Here is a 21,086-nt window from a genome sequence, read left to right as displayed (position 1 = left end):
AAATTGGAGTGAATTATTTGCGTTTACTAAAACAGTACATTAATGGAGAATGGGTAACAGCAAAATCAGGAAAGACTAGAGAAATTATTAACCCTTTTAACCAAGAAATAATAGCTTCCGCTGCTGAAGGCGACGAATCGGATTCTAAAGCTGCAATTGCTGCGGCAAGAGAAGCGTTTGATCATGGCAAGTGGCCATTAACACCTGCAACTGAACGAGGCAATATCGTTAGAAAAATTGCCGAATTAATTGAAAGAGATAAAGAAGAATTAGCTGAATTAGAGTCATTAGATACAGGAAAGACAGTAGAAGAAAGTCGTGGGGATATGGATGATATCGCTGGCGTATTTCGTTATTACGCCCAAATTGCTGATAAAAACGGTGGCGAAATAATTGATTCTCCTGTTCCAAACTCTATTAGTAAAGTTGTTCATGAACCAGTTGGTGTCTGTGGACAAATTACACCTTGGAATTATCCATTGCTACAAGCATCGTGGAAATTAGCGCCTGCGTTAGCAACAGGAAACACATTAATAATGAAGCCAAGTGAAATTACACCACTAACTACAGTAAAAGTATTTGAATTAATAGAAGAAGCCGGTGTTCCTAAAGGTGTTGCTAACCTTGTGCTTGGCTCTGGAATGACTGTTGGAGCTGAACTCGCTAGTAGCACCGACGTTGATTTAATTTCCTTTACTGGTGGAATCGTTACTGGAAAGAAAATTATGCAGGCAGCAAGTATAAATGTGAAAAAACTTGCTTTAGAATTAGGCGGAAAGAATCCTAATGTTGTCTTTGCAGATGCGGATATTGACAATGCAATTGATCAAGCTCTAAATGCTGTATATTTTCACGCTGGACAAATTTGTTCAGCTGGAACACGACTTATATTAGAAGAAAGTATTCATGATGATTTTGTTGAAGCACTTGTCAAACGTGTTCAACATATAAAACTTGGTAGTGGTTTTGATGAAGCTACACAAATGGGCCCACTTATTTCCGCTGAACATCTTGCAAAAGTGGAAAAGTATGTAGAAATGGGCAAACAAGAAGGCGCAACAGTTGCTGTAGGTGGCAAGCGTCCAGAAGACGCAGAACTTCAAGATGGATTCTTCTACTTACCAACTATTTTCACAAATTGTACAACAGACATGAAAGTAGTACAAGATGAAGCATTTGGTCCTATTATTACAGTTGAAAAGTTTAAAACAGAAGAGGAAGCGATTAACTTAGCTAATGATTCTATTTACGGACTTGCTGGTGGTGTATGGACAAATGATATTGTTAAAGCTGAACGCTGTGTTGCAAAAATGCGCATGGGAACAGTATGGATTAATGAATTCAACCTATATTTCCCGCATGCACCATGGGGTGGCTATAAGCAATCAGGAATTGGACGTGAGCTTGGTAAATTAGGAATTGAAGAATATACAGAAACAAAACATATCTTTCATAATCTTAAACCTGAAGCAATTAACTGGTTCTAATAGCGTACAATAAAAAATACCTTGTCCATTAAAGTGGATGAGGTATTTTTTGTTGTTATTAAGTAAAATATTCAATTTTGGCTTTCGGAAATAATTTTGGTATTGTATTCATAAAAAGATCTTTCATTTCTTCTTGTTCATTATCCTGATAAACATATTTCCAAATACCGTACCTGCCCCACTTTGTTTTTCTTTTTGATTCATCCAGCTCGAGTTTTGTCATCGGGTAGTTTTTTTGAATCACACGTTTAGCGGGTCCTGTAAATCGATGCTGGATCAGCTCAAAGGTTAAATCACGTTTGGCAGTATCAGGTAACGTATCTGCTAATCTTTCTAACATCAACTGATATCCTTCACGCCAACCCTCGTGTAAATATATTGGTGCAATAATAAACCCCAATGGATAACCTGCCTCTGCAACTTTAACAGCAGCCTCTACCCTTTCATTTAAACGCGAAGTACCTGGTTCAAAAAATTTAATGACATAATCATCGTTGATACTAAAGCGAAACCTTGTACGACCTCTGTGATCAGCATCTAGTAAATGGTCAACATGCGCAAATTTTGTAACAAATCGTAATAAACCATACTTTGATCGCCCAAAATATTCAATCGCCTCTTTAAGGGTATGCGTTAAATGATCAATTCCAACAATGTCAGAGGTACAAGAGGCTTCAAATCGAGTAATCTCAGGTGCACGCTCTTTCATATATGCTTCAGCTGTCTCAAAAATCTCTTCTGTATTAACATAAGTTCTGATATAAGGCTTGCTCCCCATAGTAGTCTGCAAGTAACAATAGTGACAGTGTCCCATACATCCTGTCGCAAATGGAATTGCATATTCAGCCGATGGTTTTGATGTATCAAATTTCAATGTCTTCCTTAAACCTACTACTAATGTTGACTTTGCAACACGATACTTTTGAAAATCATTCTCCCCAGGTAAATTGCGTACTTGATTATGCGAAGTTGTTTCTCTTATTTCAATATCCATTTTTGAAAATTTGTCATGCAATGTCTTCCCTAACGGATATTCCAAAGCACGAGGTTCAAAGTAAACAAGTTGTGGTACAAATGGTTTAACCATGATAACCCTCAATTTCTGGTGAACCAAACACTTCTAAAAAAGCTTCTTCTGCTTCTGTTTCAGATTGGTAAATTGCAACTTCATCTGTTAACGGATAATACGTTTCATATATAAACAAAGCTAGGTCAGTCGGTTGGTCAGGATCATGCACAACAGCTGCTTGTTGAACATTGGCCGCTCCTTGTACATGTGGATTCCTAATAATCACATAGACTACATCACCTGGGTTATACAATAAATTATTTATTTCCATCTTTTCACCTAACTTTTCTCAAGATGGCTTTATTATGTACCAAAACGATTCCATTTATTTATTTGTAGATTATTCTGGAATACCAAATTGATCTAATGGCCAAATACGAAAAACAACATCACCAATCACAGATTCCTCTGTAATCAGGCCAAACGCTCTGCTATCTCTGCTCACCAATCGATTGTCACCTAATACAAATAATTTACCATCTGGAACAATCGTTTCTCCAGTTAATGCTTCAAGATCAAAATCATCGGTCAGACTTTGCTCACCACTTAAGCTTTGCTTGAATTTTTCGAGGTATGGTTCATCATAAGCTATTCCATTTATATATAAAATATCATTTTCCATTTTAATTGAATCACCTGCAACACCTATCACACGTTTTACGTACTTCTCATCTCTGTCAGGTGATTGAAATGCAATCTCGTCAAAGCGATCAATTGATGTTAACTTACTAATGATAATTCTATCACCGTCCTGCAAGCTAGGCATCATCGATTCTCCTTTAACAATCGAGGGCGTCACTAAAAATTCTCTTACGACAAATACAATGATTAATGCAATTGCAATTGCTTTTATCCATGAGAATATTTCTCTGAAAAACGATACTATCATTTGCTTCATTCCTTTTTAAAATTTTATAGTGAACTAATTGAAGTTAATTTGTGATAAATAAGTAACTACTTCCTGCCTTATTATACTTTATAACTACCTCTTCCTACCACTTATATCACTTTAAACAAAAGAGTTAGCTAAGATTAATTTGATCTAGTGCAGTTATTATTCTATACTAAGTCCTGTTCACAAAAAATGATAGATGGAGATAGATTATATGACACGCCGTTTTACTGGAAAACAGATCTTTTTTATGATTGGCATTATTCTTGTATCTTTTAACTTACGTCCTGCAATTACTTCTGTAGGACCTTTAATTGGCACAATTCGTGACCAAATGGGATTAGCTAATTGGAATGCGGGTTTAATTACTAGTTTACCGTTACTAGCATTTGCCTGTATGTCACCAATCGCACCTAAATTACGTAACAAATATGGTAATGAGGCAACAATATTAATTGGATTAGTCTTTTTACTTATCGGCATTTTAATTCGAATGATTGTAACCAGTCCAACACTCTATTTAGGAACAATATTTGTTGGATTAGGGATTGCAATCTGCAATGTGCTTTTACCAGGGATTATTAAAGAGAAGTTCCCTAAACATATCGGAACGATGACTGGCGTTTATACGACTTGTATGTCGATATTCGCTGCAATAGCTTCAGGTATTAGTATTCCCTTAGCAAAAAACCTTGGCCTTGGATGGCAAAATGCTTTAGGTCTATGGGCGTTACTCGCAATTATCGGGATCACTGTTTGGTTTTTACTTTATCGAAAACAACCAAAAGAGGTGGAAACGGAGTACTATACGACTTCTGGAAGCCGTTTATACCAATCACCTCTTGCTTGGCAGGTTACCCTTTTTATGGGTATGCAGTCCTTTATGTTTTATGTAACGATATCTTGGTTACCTGAAATCATTCATGCCCAGGGCTTTACTATTGCGACTGGTGGTTGGTTACTATCTTATATGCAATTTGTCAGTTTACCAGCCACGTTTTTAACACCCATTCTAGCAGGACGCATGCGGAACCAACAAGGTATTATGATTGGGATCGGAATCGTTGCTTTACTTGGGTATGGTGCTCTCTTTTTCGGAGGATCTTTAGCCTTTACCATTGTAGCAATCACACTTATCGGATTCGCTCTCGGTTCAAGTATTAGCTTAGCACTTGCCTTATTAGGAATGAGAGCAACAACCGCAAAACAAGCTGCAGAATTATCAGGTATGGCCCAATCATTTGGATACCTCTTAGCTGCAGTTGGTCCAATCGCGATCGGTTTAATATATGATTTAACCCAAACATGGGGTATACCACTAGTTGTTATTATCGTTATATCAGTTATAATGACATCATTTGGTTTAGGAGCAACAAGAGATAAATTTGTTTAAATGCATAAAAAAAATCTCATTCTAAATAATAGGATGAGATTTTTTTATCATCTAATTTTTTTGATATAGCTCTTTATAAACAATTACTTTTAAAGCATCTAATTCCTCTGGAGTTAACTTATTTTCTAATTCACTTATTAAAACTTGCTGTTCCGCTTGCGACATCCCAGTTTGAAAAGCAGCTTGAATATTTTGTATTTCAGAAACAGAGAACTTTTTTACAAGTTGCTTTGCGGCTTCTTCTTTTGTAGTAAAAGGAAGCGATGTCTCATCTATCGAAGGTGCCTCTTCAATATAACCCTTTAAAGTTGGAACACTTTCCACATAAGCTCTTACTTCTTCTCTATCTTCATCTGTCAATTGGGCATCAACTTCTGTTACCACTTTATTGGCTAAATAGTTCATACCAAAATAATAAACACCATAACCAACTAACCCTAAAATGAATAAAGTTAGTACGAACCTTTTGATGAATTTCATATAATCACCTCTTATTAACTAAGAAAATTATCGCTTATTTTCATTACTTAAGCAAGCTATTAAGTCAACTTGCTTATAAACGCTTCAGCAAAGGCCTCACAGCTTTTCACATCTTCGTCTTCTGGTGTTAAATCAATCTTTAAGTGATCCAAAATAATTTCTGCCCCAATTTCTTTAAAGCGATCACCCATTTTATCAATTGCTCCACCGTATTCCGGATAAAAGGAATCACAAGAACCAAATAACCCTATCTTCTTTCCGGTTAAATCTATGTCTTCTAGATCATCATAAAAATCTTCTACTTCGTAGGGTAGATCACCGTCTCCCCAAGTATATGTCCCTAATAAGATTCCATCATAACTACTTAAATCTTCTGCACTTATATCATCAAAATCAATTTGAAACGTGGAAACAGGAACGTTTAATGATTTTATTTTAGCTTCAATAATTTCAGCAATTTCTTCTGTATTTCCAGTCATACTTGCAAATACGATAACAATATTAACCATTACAAAACTCTCCTTTGAGGTACTTAACTCCATATTAATTGATAACGATTATCAATGTCAATTTTTCTAGAAGATATTACTCGATATAAAAACGGAACTTTTTTAGTAGTTGATACGTAATATATGGTAACGTTTCTTTTTTTGAGAGGAGGTAAAGTGATCGAGATTGTAGATATATATTGGTGGTTGTTGTGGGGAAGTCTAGGTGTTGCTATTATTTCCTTATTTTTAGGGGACCTATTTGAAGGATTATTAGATGGTCTTTTCGATAGTATTGGTGAATTTTTTAACCCTTTATTAACTTTTGGAACGTTAGCTGTTGTTAGTGGCTCTGGAGTTTTGCTAACGAAATACTCTAGTCTACCTGATTGGTATGTCTTAGCTATTAGTTTGTTCATTGGGATTGGTGCCTATTTCCTAATTTATTATTTGCTCGTCATTCCTATGTCCAACGCAGAAGCTTCCACTTCTATTTCCATCTATGATTTAATAGGTAAAACTGGTGAAGTTACTACAACTATTCCAGCAGACGGATATGGAGAAGTCTTTATCAAATCTACATATGGAAGTCGTAGTGAATCAGCTAAAAGTTTTGATGGCGTGGAAATGATGCAAGGCCTATCAATTGTTGTTGTAGAAGTTAAAGATCAAGTCTTATATGTATCTGAACTATCTGATTTATAATTCAAAGGAGGAATAATATGGATTTAGCTACAGATTTAAGTATGGATTTAATTATTATTATTGGTGTTGTTGTAGGTGTGATACTTGCTTTTGCTCTTCTTTTCGCCGTACGTTTTAAAACAGTCGGTGCAGATGATGCAATGATTGTAACCGGTAGTTTTCTTGGAAGTAAAAATGTGCATAAAGATGATGGTGGAAGTGGTATCAAAATTGTACGCGGTGGCGGTGCATTTATTATACCGATTTTCCAGCAATCTGAAACACTTAGTTTACGTTCACACAGTTTAGATATTTCTACACCAAATGTCTATACTGAAAATGGCGTACCGGTAATGGCAGATGGAACAGCGATTATCAAGGTGCAAAGTACAACAGAAGGAATCGCTACAGCAGCTGAACAGTTTTTAGGGAAAGACGACAAAGAACTACGCAAACAAGCACAAGAAGTACTAGAAGGTCATTTACGCGCTATCCTAGGTACAATGACAGTTGAAGAGATTTACAAAAATCGCGAACGTTTTGCTCAAGAGGTTCAAACACAAGCAGCAGTTGATTTAAGAAAAATGGGACTGCAAATTGTTTCTTTCACCATTAAAGATGTTCGAGATGAAAATGGTTACTTAGAAGCCTTAGGTAAACCTCGTATTTCAGAAGTGAAACGTGATGCCCAAATTGCAGAAGCAAACGCAATGCGTGATTCAAGAATTAAAAAAGCGGAAGCAGAACGTGAAGGTAAAAGCGCTGAGTTATTAAGTGAAACACGAATTGCTGAAGCAACGAAGGATAAAGAATTAAAAACTGCTGCCTATAAACGCGATCAAGACAAGGCTAAAGCAGAAGCAGACATGTCGTATAAACTACAAGAAGCGATATCAGAACAACAAGTAAAACAAGAAGAAATGCAAATTCAATTAGTAGAGAAGAACAAACAAATTGAAATTGATGAAAAAGAAGTTATTCGTAAACAGCGTCAATATGAAGCGGAAATTTCGAAAAAGGCAGAGGCAGAACGTTATGCAACTGAACAAAAAGCCGAAGCAGATAAAGTTACACGCGTTAAGAACGCCGAAGCAGAAGCAGAAGAAATTCGCCTCGATGGTCAAGCGGAAGCAGAAGCAATTCGTTTGAAAGGTTTCGCAGAAGCAGAGGCAAAAGAAAAAATTGCTGACGCAATGGCTAAGTACGGTGAAGCAGCTATGCTAGAAATGATAGTTAAAATGTTACCTGAATTCGCTGGCAAGATTGCAGAGCCTATTGCCTCCATTGATAAACTAACTGTTATTGATAGTGGTAACGGTGAAGGAGATGGTGCAACCCGCATGAGTAGCTATGTAACAAAATTAATGAGTCAATTACCCGAAACACTAAAAGATGTATCTGGTGTTGATTTGACAGGGATGCTAGATCAGATTACAGCAAAAGGGCAACAAAGAGTAAACGACAGCAAATTGGATGCTAAGAAAGATTCAACTACTACTGAATAATATAAAAGAAAACCTCGATAGCTTCTCACCAAGCATCGAGGTTTTCTTTTATATATTTTTTGCACGCTTATGGCACGCTGTTATAACATCTTTCATCATCTGATCAAATTCCCTTTCATCCATTACTTCGAGACCTGCTGCTGTTACCCCTCCCGGACTTGCAATTTGATCCAGCAGTCGCTCCGTATCTTCTCCTGTTTGTAACATAGCTGCTGCACCATGAATCATATCTGCAACTAATTTTTTTGCTTGATCTGCCGTCACCCCAGTTTTCAAAGCTGACTGAATGAGCGACTCAGCCATTCGATAAACAAATGCTGAACCACTTCCCGTAATCGGTGTCAATGCATGTACTTGCTCTTCTGTCACCTTTTCTGATGAACCAATGCTCTCCAATAATTCTTCCAACATTATTTGATGCTGTTCATCAGCATATTGACCTAGCGCATAAAGCGTAACTGATTTGCCTAATGAAGCAGCTGGATTTGGCATCATCCAAGCTGTTGGTGTTTCTGCTGGTAAATTCTTTTCTAAATAGGTCGGATCGATTCCAGCAGCTAATGTTACAATAAATTGATTATCAACAAACAAGGCTACTTCTTTTAGAACAGATTCATGCGCCTCAGGTGGCATCGCCAAGACAATTATATCAGCACCATCGACTTCTTCTTTCCAACTGTCTGTTGTGCTTACACCATACTTATTTTCTACTTCCTCTAAGCGTTTTACATCTCCGTTGTTGCTTGCCACAATTGTCATTTCCGTTTTGCTTAAACCTGCAATAATTGCTTGAGCCATTCTTCCAGCCCCTATAAATAATACCTTTCTTATATGTGTAGTCATTTACTTTTCATCCTTTCATTCTTACATACTTTTTAAACACGTCATTCTAATTAGCTTTCTAATGATTCTTATCCCAATGATATAATACAAAATAAACCTGCATACTATTTATATATTACGTCTCGACTAGTAGCCAGGTTTCAATAGTTATAGCATTTGTTACTAAAACTTCCTTTGACTTTATATACGTATTGTATCATGATAGAAAAGAAGAAAAAACAGAAGGTAATGAAAGGAGGTGAATGCAGATGGTCTTAGATATTATTAGTCAACTAAACAATGATATCCACCCAATGTATTTGTATCTTACCTTATATATGACGATACTTTGCTCTTACGGTATGGTTTATGTTGCAAACTATCATTTAACAAAGCAAAACGGTTTTATGAGTCAACACCAACGAATATCATACTTAGATTTACGAGAGTTGTTTCATCTTTTAAGCCAAATACGAGCTATTCACAATTGGATTACTAAAAAGATGAAACGCAAAGATGCTCCTGATGATGATGAAGACAATCACACCTCCTCAACTAATGATTTATTTTTACTATTACGAGGAGGAAAATCATGTCTAAGCAATCTGTGTTCACATTCTTTAAGAAATATCGCTTTGTTAGTTTAATCGTATTACTCTTTATATTATCTGGTTGCCAATCCGCAGCCACTGGTGAAGCTGTTGATCCTGACACAGCAGGTTTTTTTGATAAATACTTTGTTAACACCTTTTCTATTATCATTAAAGGTGTAGCAACATTCTTTGACGGAAACTACGGTCTTTCGATCGTTTTAGTGACATTGACAATACGCTTAATTTTAATGCCACTTATGTTAAAACAATCGAAAAATGGTTTTCAGATGCGTGACAAAATGGCTAGTATGAAGCCTGAATTAGAGGCATTACAAGCTTCTTATAAAAACAAGAAAGATAGTGCTTCTCAAAAAATAATGCAACAAGAAACGATGGAACTATATAAGAAACACAATTTTAATCCGATTGCATCTATTGGTTGTTTACCAATGATTATTCAATTCCCTATTCTGATTGGCTTTTACTATGCGATTCGATCAACACCAGAAATTGCTAGCCATTCTTTCCTTTGGTTCAACTTGGGGCAATCTGATCTAGTAATGACTTTTGTTGCAGCTGCTATTTACTTCATTCAATTTAGAGTAACTCAAATTGGGATTGAACCGAAACAAAAGAAACAAATGGCATTCATGGGGATCCTATCCCCGCTAATGATTGGTTTTGTTTCGTTTAACGCACCAGCTGCACTTCCACTATACTGGACAGTCGGGGGAACATTTTTAATTGTACAACAATTATTATCTAAAAAACTTTATCAACCAAAAGTAGCAACCCCCCTCCACAGTCGCTAAAAACTAAAAAGAAGGTATCCTTTTCTCTCAAGGATACCTTCTTTTATCTACTTATATTGCTTTTGCTTTTACTTCTACATTAATATTACCACGGGTTGCTTTAGAATAAGGGCAAAAACCGTGTGCTTTTTTAGCTAAGTCTTCTGCTTCTTCTTGGTTAACACCTTTTATCTCGACATTTAAGGTTACACCAATTTGAAATCCACCATCTTCTTCATCATCCATCAAACTAACATCTGCAGTGATAGTAGAATCAATTTCTTTTTTTGCTTCTCTAGCCATGTGATTAAGCGCTCCATCATAACAAGCCGCATAACCAGCTGCAAATAACTGTTCTGGATTAGAGCCTTTTCCAGCATTTGAACCAGGTTGAACTAAGTTTAAGTCAATTAAACCGTCATCTGACTTAACATGTCCTTCGCGTCCGCCTTTAGCTGTTGCATGTGCAGTAAATTTAATACTCATGATCTGAAACACTCCTTCTATTAATTTGATCATTCAAATGATCATTCTGTTTGATGTTCTATAGGGAGTATTCCTTTTATAGTTAAATTTAAACCACTTTATAGCGATTTATTCTTTTTTTGTTAAAAAAGATTATATTATAAGATTGGCTATTGAGGAAAAATTATCAAGCACGGCATACCAAATAAGTGATATAGGTCGCATTTATCCTCGTCGTTTAGAAAACACGAAAATACACAGGAAACCGCTTTAAGGCTTCCTGTGTATTTTATGATAAGACTTTCACTCTATTTAAAATATCTTCTGCATTCTTTACACGATCTTCTGTTGGAGGCTCTACTCCCTCAAGCGGATATTTAATACCTAAAGTCTCCCACTTGTAAACACCCAATTTATGATAAGGTAAGACATCAATTTGTTCTACATTCCTTAATGTAGCAATAAAATCTGAAAGCTGTTGTAAATACTCATCTTTATCACTAATACCAGGAACAAGTACATGACGCACCCATATTGGGATATTTCTTTCATCCAAATATCTAGCCATATCGATAATATGTTCATTAGACATACCAGTCAGTTCCTTATGTTCAATTGGATCGATATGTTTCAAATCTAGTAATACTAAATCCGTAACTTCTAACAGTTTATCTAAGTTTTTCATAAAGCGTGGAGAGCGACTAAAACATCCAGCTGAACTGTCAATGGTTGTATGAACTCCCATTTTTTTTAGTTCTGTGAATAATTCTATTAAGAATTCAAGTTGTAGCAACGGCTCCCCACCACTTACAGTTACACCACCATTAGTGGATTGGAAGAAGGGAAGATAGTCTTTGATATCTTTAACCATTTCTGCAACTGTCATTTCCTTTCCTTGACCCATTTTCCACGTATCAGGGTTATGACAAAATTTACAACGTAATAAGCACCCCTGCGTGAAAATAACATAACGTAAGCCAGGACCATCTACTGTTCCCATTGTTTCTATAGAATGTATTCGACCTTTCATGTTGTTCGCCCTCCTTGCCTTATTTAGAACAAGAGGGGCTCATCTTTACCCCTCCATAACCACTTATTTACTTATTACATTCCATCATGGAACGTACGGTTTATCACATCTATTTGTTGTTCTCTCGTTAATTTAATAAAGTTTACTGCATAACCAGATACACGAATTGTTAATTGCGGGTATTCTTCTGGACGATCCATTGCATCTAAAAGTGTCTCGCGATCAAACACGTTTACATTTAAGTGATGACCTTTCTTCGTTACATATCCATCAAGCATTCCCGCTAAATTAGCCTTTCTAGCTTCTTCATTTTTACCTAATGCCTTAGGTACTATAGAGAAAGTATTAGAAATGCCATCTAAGGAATACTCATATGGCATTTTAGCGACTGAACTTAATGATGCTAAAGCGCCATTTTGATCACGACCGTGTAATGGATTTGCACCTGGCGCAAATGGTTCACCAGCTTTTCGTCCATCCGGTGTATTCCCAGTTTTCTTACCATACACAACGTTTGAAGTAATTGTTAAAATTGATTGTGTGTGCACGGAATTTCGATACGTTTGGTGTTTCTTAATTTTGTTCATAAACATTTTAACTAAATCAGCAGCAATATCATCAACACGGTCATCATTATTACCGTATTTAGGAAAATCACCTTCTGTTTCATAATCTACTACTAAACCATCTTCATCACGAATTGTTCTTACTTTTGCATATTTAATGGCACTAAGCGAGTCAGCAACAACAGATAATCCTGCAATTCCACAAGCCATTGTACGTAGTACTTCTCGATCATGTAACGCCATTTCTATTCTTTCATAGCTGTATTTATCGTGCATATAGTGAATGATATTTAATGCATTTACATACATACCAGATAACCAATCTAACATGGTATCATATTTTTTCATCACTTCATCATAATCTAAATACTCAGAAGTAATCGGTGCATAGTTAGGAGCTACTTGAATTTTAAGCTTCTCATCCATACCGCCATTAATAGAATATAGTAAAGCTTTTGCTAAGTTAGCACGTGCCCCAAAAAATTGCATTTGCTTACCAATACGCATCGCAGATACACAACAAGCAATACCATAGTCATCACCATAAATATCACGCATCAAATCATCATTTTCATATTGAATAGAACTTGATTTAATAGACATACTTGCACAATACTTTTTATAGTTTTCAGGCAATTTCACTGACCATAGTACTGTTAAGTTTGGTTCAGGGGCAGGACCTAAATTATCTAAAGTGTGCAAGAAACGATAGGAGCTCTTCGTAACCAACGGCCTTCCATCTTGTGCCATACCAGCTAGTGATTCTGTTACCCAAGTTGGATCACCACTAAATAATTCATTGTATTCAGGAGTTCTTGCAAATTTAACAAGACGCAATTTCATAACAAAGTGATCAACAAGCTCTTGAGCTTGTTCTTCCGTCAACAAACCATTTTCAATATCTCTTTCAATATAAATATCTAAGAAAGTAGATACGCGCCCTAGACTCATTGCTGCACCATTTTGCTCTTTAATCGCCGCTAAATAACCAAAGTACAACCATTGGAAAGCTTCTTGAGCAGTTTTCGCTGGTTTTGAAATATCAAAGCCATACGTAGCACCCAATTGTTTCAGTTCTTGAAGTGCACGAATCTGTTCTGTTGTCTCTTCGCGATCACGAATAATATCTTCTATCATGGTGCCGTTACCTATTAAAGCTAACTCTTTTTTCTTTTCAGCAACCAAGTGGTCTACACCATAAAGAGAAACACGTCGGTAATCACCGATTATACGACCTCGACCGTACGCATCTGGTAATCCAGTTACAATACCAGCCTTACGTGCAGTCATTATTTCTGGTGTATATGCATCAAAAACACCTTGATTGTGTGTTTTGCGATGTTCGGAAAATGTCTTCACTACTTCTTCATCAATCTTAAATCCATAAGATTCTGCTGCGGCTACCGCCATACGAATACCACCATTTGGTTGTAATGAACGTTTAAAAGGCTCATCTGTTTGCACACCAACCACTTTTTCACTATCTTTATTTAAATATCCAGGTCCATGTGATGTAATTGTAGAAACAATTTTTGTATCAAGGTCTAAAACACCACCATTTTCTCGTTCCTGTTTTGTTAAATCCATTACACGATCCCATAAAGCTTTCGTTGCTTCAGTTGCGCTTTCTAGAAATTCTTCATTTCCTTCATATAAGGTAAAGTTCTTTAAAATAAAATCACGGACGTCAATTTCTTTTTGCCATCTTCCATCATGGAAGCCATCCCAAGGGTTTCTTTGTGTAACTTCTTCTGCTATTTTCATTTCGTTACCTCCTTAATTATTATCACATAACTTTGCTCACTGATGAACAATCTATTATCTTAAATATAGTATATACTTAAACATGCTAAAAAAGAAGTGAAAAAGATCACATTTAAAAACTGTTTCAATAAAAGTTCTTAAAATGTTCAAATTTTAGTAATAAAAGGTTCTTTAAATATATTTATATAATTATATAGGCACAATCCATATAAATTAACAATTTAGCAGGTATCCAATTATTACTCACGCATAGAAAATAGTAACAAATACGACGCTGTACTATACTGTTATAGTCATTTGAGTACTCTCAATAGGTACAGAGATTAAAACTAAAAAAGCACCACAACTGTGGCGCTTCCTTTTACTACTCTATTTCATATGTTCCTCGTTGTTCAGACGGCTTTGTTCCTTTAATAAAGAATGATAAAAACAATCCTATAAGGGATAAACCTGTCGCTGCATAAAACGCTATGTTTACACCATGTATTAATGCACTAGGAGCAGCATTTGGTCCACTATCCAGTGCACTGGTTGTCATAATCGTAACCAATACCGCCGTACCAATAGATGCGGAAACTTGTCGCATCGTATTATTCATCGCTGTTCCATGTGCAATTAAACGCATCGGTAATTGATTAAGTCCAGCAGTTGTTACAGGCATCATTACCATTGACATCCCAAACATACGAATACCAAAAACAATTGTTAAGAACATCAAAGGTGTCTCTGTAGATAAATTAGTAAACAAAAAGGTTGTTACAGTCATTAACGATAAACCAACAATCGCTAAATATTTAGCACCTATTTTGTCAAAAATTTTACCGGTTATCGGTGACATCAATCCCATTAATATTGCGCCTGGCATTATCATAAGTCCTGATTCTAATGCAGTGAACCCTGCATACTGTTGCATGTAAATAGGTAAAATTGTTTCAGAACCAATTAAACCAACAAACACAATCATTCCTATTATTGTTGTTATGGTGAATGTACGAGACTTAAACACCCGAAACTCTAAAATAGGTTGTTTTAACGTAAATTGACGCCTAATAAATGTGATCAAGGAAACTATACCAACTATTAAGGAAATAATAACAACTGGATCAACCCAATTGCCGCTTCCAGCACTACTAAACCCGAATAATAATCCTCCAAATCCAAATGTTGATAATATAATAGAAAGAATGTCTATTTTAGGAAAAGTACGTTCTGTTACATTCTCCATAAAGAAGTATACAAGAATAATATCAAGTAAAATGATTGGTAAGATGATAAAAAACATCAATCTCCAAGGATGATTCTCAACAATCCAACCTGACAGTGTCGGGCCAATTGCTGGCGCAAATGATATAACTAGTCCAACCAATCCCATTGCTGAACCACGTTTTTCAATTGGGAAAATGGTTAGGAATACAGTCATCATAACTGGCATGATGATACCCGCACCACTTGCTTGTATTACCCGTCCGACTAGTAATATTGGATATGTAGGTGCAATACCACATACTAACGTACCTATAGCAAAAATGACTAATGCTGATAATACTAATCTTCTTGTAGTAAATGTTTCAATTAAAAATGCAGTAATTGGAATCATTACACCATTAACCAGCATAAAGATTGTTGTTAGCCATTGTGCAATATTTTCACTAATTTGAAAATCATTCATTACATGTGGTGTAGCTGTTGCAAATAGAGTTTGATTTAATATCGCAACAAATCCCCCGGCGAGCAATATGGAAACGATAAGTTTACGATTGATCGGAGTTGTACTTTCTGTGTGTTCTGTTGTCATGATTTCTCCACCCCTTTATATCTCTTGCTAATCTAATAAATCGATTAATGTTTTCATTGTCTTTAAATCTTCTGTTTTATTTGTTTTATTTTCTAGGTTTGCGAGTAAAGAATTTAATAAAAATATCCTAGGCGTTTTTTCCTTTAATTCTTGCTTAAAAAATGAAATCGTGTTTTCTAATTCTTTACGTATTTCTAGAGATGCCTCTTCTGTTTCTATTGTTAAACGCAAATGCGTTAGCATTTGCGAAAGTTGTTCTTCAACTGATAACCTTTTTTTATTGTTTTTTAGAATTTTATAATTAGTCATCATCTCGTCTTTTAATAATGGTTTACTATGTTTTTGATGCTGAATGATAGCATCTATACTATCAACAACATATGTAGCAATATCTGAAAGAGAAAGTTTTTGCGTATCTTGAATAACAATTGACATATATTCTTTGAAGATACCTTGTAATGTGATCACTGTATCCCATATTATAGGTTCCACGTCATCTCCATAAACCTGTAATAATACTTCTTTATGCCAATCGGTCAACTCTGCTCGAACTTGCTGCATTAAAGGACGAATTTGTTTGTTCTTTTCAAGAAGTAAAGACTTTGTTAGTAGATTATAATATTCCTTATTCTCCAGAATCCCTTCAAATTCAACAATTAACATTTTTTTGAATTTTTCTTTAGGATTTAAAGAATCATTAATATTTATATATTTAGCATTTCCCACCATGTTATCATGATTAAATTTAAAAACTTCTATTAATAGCTCTTCTTTAGATTCAAAATATTTATACAAAGAACCTTTTGACATACCTGCTTCATTAGCAATTTCCTGCATAGATGTAGATTGAAATCCCTTTTTTGAGAAGAAGCGCATTGCAGCTTGCATAATATCAATTTTTCTATCTTCCACTACATTACCCCCAATAATCGGAATCGAATGACCAACAAGTCATTTTTAAACTTGCGAGTTTTTAGAACAAAAGTTATTATAATCAATCTCATTAGAGCAGTCAACTGATTAGACTTGAATCTTTTTTATTCCCTCACATATAGATAGGAAGAAGATTAACTTTTTAAGGAGGATTTCAACATGAAAAATAGTAAAAATCCACTTCATAACTTACCACCCCAACATCAGCCACAGCAACCAGGAATTGAAGGTTTAATGACACCAAAGCCTATTATTGAAGATTACAACTATAAAGGATCAAATAAATTATATGATAAAGTAGCAATAATTACGGGCGGAGATAGTGGAATTGGTGCAGCAACAGCAATAGCCTTTGCTAAGGAAGGCGCCAATGTCGTTATAGCCTATTATTATGAGTACGAAAATGAAGATGCGTTTCGTACAAGAGATCGAATTGAAGCACTTGGAAGACAGTGTTTGCTATTAGTCGGTGATTTACGCTCTGAACATAACTGTTCCTATTTAGTCGAACAAACAATCAAGCATTTTGGAAAACTAGATATTTTAGTAAATAATCACGGTGTTCAATTCGCTCAAGATAATTTGTTAGATATTAGTTCCGAACAATTACGTGCTACTTTTGAAACGAATATATTTTCTTTCTTTTATTTAGCAAAAGCTGCTTTACCTCATTTAAATAAAGGAAGCGCCATTATTAATACCGCATCGATAGTAGCTTATGAAGGGAATGAACAGCTAATTGATTATTCTGCTACTAAGGGGGCAATTGTTGGTTTTACCCGCTCCCTTTCACAAAATTTAGCCAAAAGCGCAATTCGTGTAAATGCGGTAGCCCCAGGGCCAATTTGGACACCACTTATTCCAGCTAGTTTCTCAGCTACGTTTATTGCTACTGAATTCGGTAAGAACCCACCTTTTAAACGTCCAGGCCAACCTTACGAACTCGCTCCGGCTTATGTATACCTTGCTTCTTCAGACTCTTCCTATGTCTCTGGTCAAGTGATTCATGTGAATGGCGGCACCATGGTTAGTTCATAATAGCTAAGGGGTGGAGCGCTTATTACTTTACTTCTTTTTCTGTTCTTGCCATTATAGATATAGGAGGTCGATCAAACATGCAAAATTTCACATATTACAATCCAACAAAACTTATTTTCGGAAAAGATACGGTAGCTCAATTAAAAGAAGAGGTACCAAATTACGGCAAAAAGGTACTGCTCGTCTATGGCGGTGGTAGCATTAAGCGTAACGGTCTATATGATGAAGTTATTCAAATATTAAAGGATATTAATGCGGATGTATTTGAATTATCTGGGGTAGAACCAAATCCACGTGTTACGACTGCAAGAAAAGGTGTAAATATCTGTAAAGAAGAGGGTATTGAATTTATACTAGCTGTTGGTGGTGGTAGTACAATTGACTGTACTAAAGCTATTGCAGCAGGAGCAAAATCAGACGATGATATTTGGGATATCGTTACTAAAAAAGCATTTGCAAAAGAAGCACTTCCTTTTGGCACAGTTCTTACACTTGCCGCAACTGGCTCTGAGATGAATGCTGGATCTGTTATAACTAATTGGGAAACAAATGAAAAGCATGGTTGGGGTAGCCCTGCCACCTATCCACAATTTTCAATTCTTGACCCTGTTAACACATTTTCGGTACCAAAAAATCAAACAATTTATGGAATTGTGGATATGATGTCACATGCACTAGAGCATTATTTCCATCATGAAGAAAATACATTACTTCAAGATTATATGGTTGAGGGTATTCTACGCACAGTAATTGAAACCGGACCAAAATTATTAGATGACCTAGAAAATTACGAACATCGTGCGACCATTCTTTATAACGGCACGATGGCGTTAAATGGTATGGTTAGTATGGGGTATCAAGGTGATTGGGCATCGCATAATTTAGAACACGCTGTTTCAGCAGTGCATGATATTCCACATGGTGGCGGATTAGCAATACTATTCCCACATTGGATGGAACATACATTAGAAGCCAACACAGCTAGATTTACACAACTTGCAACTCGAGTATTTGATGTGGATCCTAAAGGAAAAACTGACCACGATATAGCATTAGAAGGGATTAAAGCTTTACGTGAATTCTGGAATAAAATTGGTGCTCCTTCACGATTAGCTGATTATGATATTACGGAGGACTCAATTGAACAAATGGCTGATAAAACAGTTCTTGCTCGTCCTGAGTTTGGTAATTTTAAAAAGTTAACAAGAGACGATGCTGTAACGATTTATCAAGCTAGCTTATAAAAATATGCGAAATAAGTATCTGAAATTATTATGGTACTTATTTTGCTATGTGCCGATGCATAATTCCAAATAAACATTCTAATAATAGCAATTAGATAGTAACTAGGAGGTTTTAAGAAATGGATCAGCAAAAACTTAAACAAACAATTATTAAAATCATTGATGATCATCAAATAGGTACATTAGCTACAATTGAAAATAATAAACCCTATTCACGTTACATGACTTTTTTTAATGAAGGAATAACTTTCTACACTGCAACAAATAAGGAAACACATAAAGTAGAAGATATCAAACAGAATGCTAATGTTCACATCTTAATTGGTTACACATTTGACGGAACAACAGATGAGTATATTGAGGTAGAAGGCGAAGCATCAATCCATGATGATGAAAAAATGAAGCAACATCTATGGAATGAGAAATTAGAACCTTGGTTTTCAGGACCTGATGATCCAAACTATATTGTTCTAAAAATATCACCTACTGAAATTCGTTTAAAAAACACAGGTGATGCAAAAACGCATAAACTTAAAGATATTGCTTCTTTTTAAAGACGTTAAATCCTAAAAACACAGATCATGTTGATCTGTGTTTTTAATTTCAAACTAATGTTTGTGTTATTTTTTGTAATGTAGTTTGGATATCCTCTTTTGAAACGTTCAAATGCGTTACAAATCTGACAAAATTAGTTCCGTACGATCCTGCTAATACACCTTTTTCTTTGATTGCTTCTAAAAAAACAGCTTCAGATAGGCCAGTTTCCGTAACATCTACTAGAATGATATTTGTTTCTATTTCATTGATTACCTTTAGTCCTTTTATGTTAGCTAAACCTTCTGCAAGTATTTTAGCATTAGCATGGTCCTCTGCTAGTCTTTCAATATTATGCTCTAATGCTATAATACCAGGTGCAGCTATAATACCCGCTTGCCTTAATCCCCCACCTAGTCGCTTTCTCCATTTCTTTGCATGCTTAATAAAGGTATGATCTCCTGCGATGATAGAACCCACAGGCGCCCCTAAACCTTTAGATAAGCAGAATTGAACGGTATCAGTGAATTCAGCGTACGCTTTCACAGAAATCCCTGAAGCTACTGCAGCGTTAAATAAACGAGCCCCATCTAAATGAACAGCTACATTAGATTCTTGTGCAATATGATAGATTTCCTTCATATTTTCTAGTGGTAAAACCGCTCCGCCTGCTTTATTATGTGTATTCTCTAAACAGATCAGCGATGTCTCTGGAAAATGTATGTCATCTGCACGAATTGCTTGTTTTACCTCGTGTGGATCCATAGCCCCTCTTATTCCTTGAATAGGTCGTGACTGCACTCCAGCTAATGCTGAAACTGCTGCACCTTCATAAAGATAAGTATGTGCATTCGCTTCTAAGATTAACTCATCTCCCGGTTTGCAATGCTTTAAAACAGCAATCTGATTTCCTTGTGTACCACTAGTAACAAACAGTGCAGCTTCTTTACCTAAATGTTCAGCTGCCATTTCCTCAAGTTTTTTAACAGTTACATCTTCTCCATACACATCATCCCCTACTTCTGCCTCATACGCAGCCTTCCTCATTTCAGTTGATGGCTTTGTAACTGTATCACTACGCAAATCAATCATATCTTTTTGCCCCCTCTACTTGTCGCTTATCTTATCTTACTACAAATAATTGGACGAGAAAATATCAATGCCATCTATATTTGTGAATTAATTCACAAACTTGTCACAAACCTAATGTTTTGTAAACGCTAACAGGTGTTATGATGATATCAGAAAGAGCAAAGGAGTGATAAAAGTGATATTAAATGAATGGAAAGACTTTGGAACAGATGCTGATTTTTACACACAAGAAAGTTTTGAAGAACAAATTGGTGATGTCTTTGAAGCATTGTGTTTAGAAGACGGAAAAGATATTCCACACTATATTTGGACAAAAAACAATGTGGTGATCATTAAAGCAAACACACGAATGATTAATGATGTATCTTTTGTTAAGATTCCCCGTCATCCATCAGTAATTGCTTAATAAACGAATTATTTT

22 protein-coding genes are annotated in these 21,086 nt (G+C 35.7%); 10 read left to right on the top strand and 12 right to left on the bottom strand.

Translation table 11 applies throughout. From position 1 onward, the window contains the following. The first annotated feature begins 17 nt into the window (after positions 1–17). Positions 18–1,487 carry a betaine-aldehyde dehydrogenase gene (betB, locus tag DM447_RS01915; protein ID WP_112179604.1) on the top strand — a complete coding sequence of 490 codons (1,470 nt, stop codon included), beginning with the start codon at positions 18–20 and terminating at the stop codon, positions 1,485–1,487. Between the two features lie 58 nt (positions 1,488–1,545). On the opposite strand, the gene splB is transcribed toward betB, so the two are convergent. The 3 genes from splB to lepB form a co-directional block, all read right to left on the bottom strand. Next, complete coding sequence (gene splB, locus DM447_RS01910) at positions 1,546–2,574, bottom strand: spore photoproduct lyase (RefSeq protein WP_112179602.1); 1,029 nt, start codon at positions 2,572–2,574, stop codon at positions 1,546–1,548. Further along, positions 2,567–2,827 (bottom strand): transcriptional regulator SplA domain-containing protein, encoded by a 261-nt coding sequence (locus DM447_RS01905; RefSeq protein ID WP_112179600.1) that lies wholly within the window; start codon positions 2,825–2,827, stop codon positions 2,567–2,569. Before DM447_RS01905 ends, splB begins: the two co-directional genes overlap by 8 nt. A 69-nt stretch (positions 2,828–2,896) precedes the next feature. Further along, positions 2,897–3,445, bottom strand: a complete 549-nt coding sequence (lepB, locus tag DM447_RS01900; protein ID WP_232824236.1) for a signal peptidase I — start codon at positions 3,443–3,445, stop codon at positions 2,897–2,899. A 217-nt stretch (positions 3,446–3,662) separates the two neighbouring features. On the opposite strand from lepB, the gene DM447_RS01895 reads away from it, so the two are divergent. After that, positions 3,663–4,841, top strand: a complete 1,179-nt coding sequence (locus tag DM447_RS01895) for a CynX/NimT family MFS transporter (RefSeq protein WP_232824238.1) — start codon at positions 3,663–3,665, stop codon at positions 4,839–4,841. Between the two features lie 51 nt (positions 4,842–4,892). Here DM447_RS01895 and DM447_RS01890 read toward each other — a convergent pair whose 3' ends face one another. Further along, on the bottom strand, positions 4,893–5,321 hold the full coding sequence (locus tag DM447_RS01890; protein ID WP_112179594.1) for a hypothetical protein: 429 nt from the start codon (positions 5,319–5,321) through the stop codon (positions 4,893–4,895). A 59-nt stretch (positions 5,322–5,380) separates the two neighbouring features. After that, a complete protein-coding gene (locus DM447_RS01885) occupies positions 5,381–5,830 on the bottom strand; it encodes a flavodoxin (RefSeq protein ID WP_112179592.1) in 450 nt (149 codons plus the stop codon). 156 nt (positions 5,831–5,986) lie between these two features. Between DM447_RS01885 and DM447_RS01880 the strand changes: the two genes are divergently transcribed. Together DM447_RS01880 and DM447_RS01875 are read left to right on the top strand one after the other, a co-directional pair. Continuing rightward, positions 5,987–6,514 carry an NfeD family membrane protein gene (locus DM447_RS01880; protein ID WP_157967364.1) on the top strand — a complete coding sequence of 176 codons (528 nt, stop codon included), beginning with the start codon at positions 5,987–5,989 and terminating at the stop codon, positions 6,512–6,514. Positions 6,515–6,531: 17 nt separating this feature from the next. After that, entirely contained in the window at positions 6,532–7,998 is a 1,467-nt protein-coding gene (locus DM447_RS01875; protein WP_198663166.1) for a flotillin lipid rafts scaffold protein FloT, read from the top strand. A 48-nt stretch (positions 7,999–8,046) separates the two neighbouring features. Here the strand turns inward: DM447_RS01875 and proC are convergent, their stop codons facing one another. Further along, positions 8,047–8,841 (bottom strand): pyrroline-5-carboxylate reductase, encoded by a 795-nt coding sequence (gene proC, locus DM447_RS01870; protein WP_112179588.1) that lies wholly within the window; start codon positions 8,839–8,841, stop codon positions 8,047–8,049. 248 nt (positions 8,842–9,089) lie between these two features. Here proC and DM447_RS01865 point away from each other — a divergent pair, with 248 nt between their 5' ends. Both DM447_RS01865 and yidC read left to right on the top strand, forming a co-directional pair. Further along, on the top strand, positions 9,090–9,467 hold the full coding sequence (locus DM447_RS01865) for a hypothetical protein (protein ID WP_112179586.1): 378 nt from the start codon (positions 9,090–9,092) through the stop codon (positions 9,465–9,467). Further along, positions 9,413–10,225, top strand: a complete 813-nt coding sequence (yidC, locus tag DM447_RS01860) for a membrane protein insertase YidC (protein ID WP_112179584.1) — start codon at positions 9,413–9,415, stop codon at positions 10,223–10,225. The genes DM447_RS01865 and yidC overlap by 55 nt, the downstream gene beginning before the upstream one ends. 51 nt (positions 10,226–10,276) lie before the next feature. Here the strand turns inward: yidC and DM447_RS01855 are convergent, their stop codons facing one another. The 5 genes from DM447_RS01855 to DM447_RS01835 all read right to left on the bottom strand — a co-directional run bounded on the left by DM447_RS01855 (position 10,277) and on the right by DM447_RS01835 (position 16,736). Next, positions 10,277–10,690, bottom strand: coding sequence for an organic hydroperoxide resistance protein (locus tag DM447_RS01855; protein ID WP_369974663.1), 414 nt, complete (start codon positions 10,688–10,690; stop codon positions 10,277–10,279). 268 nt (positions 10,691–10,958) lie between these two features. After that, positions 10,959–11,699: a pyruvate formate-lyase-activating protein gene (gene pflA, locus DM447_RS01850; RefSeq protein ID WP_112179582.1), complete on the bottom strand. Its 741-nt coding sequence runs from the start codon at positions 11,697–11,699 to the stop codon at positions 10,959–10,961. Positions 11,700–11,773: 74 nt separating this feature from the next. Continuing rightward, the gene (gene pflB, locus DM447_RS01845; RefSeq protein ID WP_112179580.1) at positions 11,774–14,029 is read right to left on the bottom strand and encodes a formate C-acetyltransferase; all 2,256 of its coding nucleotides are present in this window, start codon (positions 14,027–14,029) and stop codon (positions 11,774–11,776) included. Positions 14,030–14,393: 364 nt separating this feature from the next. After that, positions 14,394–15,824, bottom strand: a complete 1,431-nt coding sequence (locus DM447_RS01840; protein ID WP_112179579.1) for an MDR family MFS transporter — start codon at positions 15,822–15,824, stop codon at positions 14,394–14,396. Between the two features lie 27 nt (positions 15,825–15,851). Then, positions 15,852–16,736 carry a TetR/AcrR family transcriptional regulator gene (locus DM447_RS01835; RefSeq protein WP_112179577.1) on the bottom strand — a complete coding sequence of 295 codons (885 nt, stop codon included), beginning with the start codon at positions 16,734–16,736 and terminating at the stop codon, positions 15,852–15,854. 180 nt (positions 16,737–16,916) lie between these two features. Between DM447_RS01835 and DM447_RS01830 the strand changes: the two genes are divergently transcribed. The 3 genes from DM447_RS01830 (at position 16,917) to DM447_RS01820 (ending at position 19,593) form a co-directional block, all read left to right on the top strand. Then, entirely contained in the window at positions 16,917–17,795 is an 879-nt protein-coding gene (locus tag DM447_RS01830; RefSeq protein ID WP_112179575.1) for an SDR family oxidoreductase, read from the top strand. Between the two features lie 77 nt (positions 17,796–17,872). Continuing rightward, a complete protein-coding gene (locus DM447_RS01825; protein ID WP_112179573.1) occupies positions 17,873–19,039 on the top strand; it encodes an iron-containing alcohol dehydrogenase in 1,167 nt (388 codons plus the stop codon). A 119-nt stretch (positions 19,040–19,158) separates the two neighbouring features. Beyond that, entirely contained in the window at positions 19,159–19,593 is a 435-nt protein-coding gene (locus DM447_RS01820; protein WP_112179572.1) for a pyridoxamine 5'-phosphate oxidase family protein, read from the top strand. Between the two features lie 49 nt (positions 19,594–19,642). Here DM447_RS01820 and ltaE read toward each other — a convergent pair whose 3' ends face one another. Further along, a complete protein-coding gene (ltaE, locus tag DM447_RS01815) occupies positions 19,643–20,665 on the bottom strand; it encodes a low-specificity L-threonine aldolase (RefSeq protein ID WP_112179570.1) in 1,023 nt (340 codons plus the stop codon). A 175-nt stretch (positions 20,666–20,840) separates the two neighbouring features. Between ltaE and DM447_RS01810 the strand changes: the two genes are divergently transcribed. Continuing rightward, on the top strand, positions 20,841–21,071 hold the full coding sequence (locus DM447_RS01810; RefSeq protein WP_112179569.1) for a hypothetical protein: 231 nt from the start codon (positions 20,841–20,843) through the stop codon (positions 21,069–21,071). The last annotated feature ends 15 nt before the right edge of the window (positions 21,072–21,086 follow it).

The organism is Paraliobacillus zengyii (assembly GCF_003268595.1).
GTDB lineage: Bacteria > Bacillota > Bacilli > Bacillales > Amphibacillaceae > Paraliobacillus_A > Paraliobacillus_A zengyii.
Note: the sequence above shows the minus strand (reverse complement) of the source record. Positions and strands in the feature narration are given on the sequence as shown.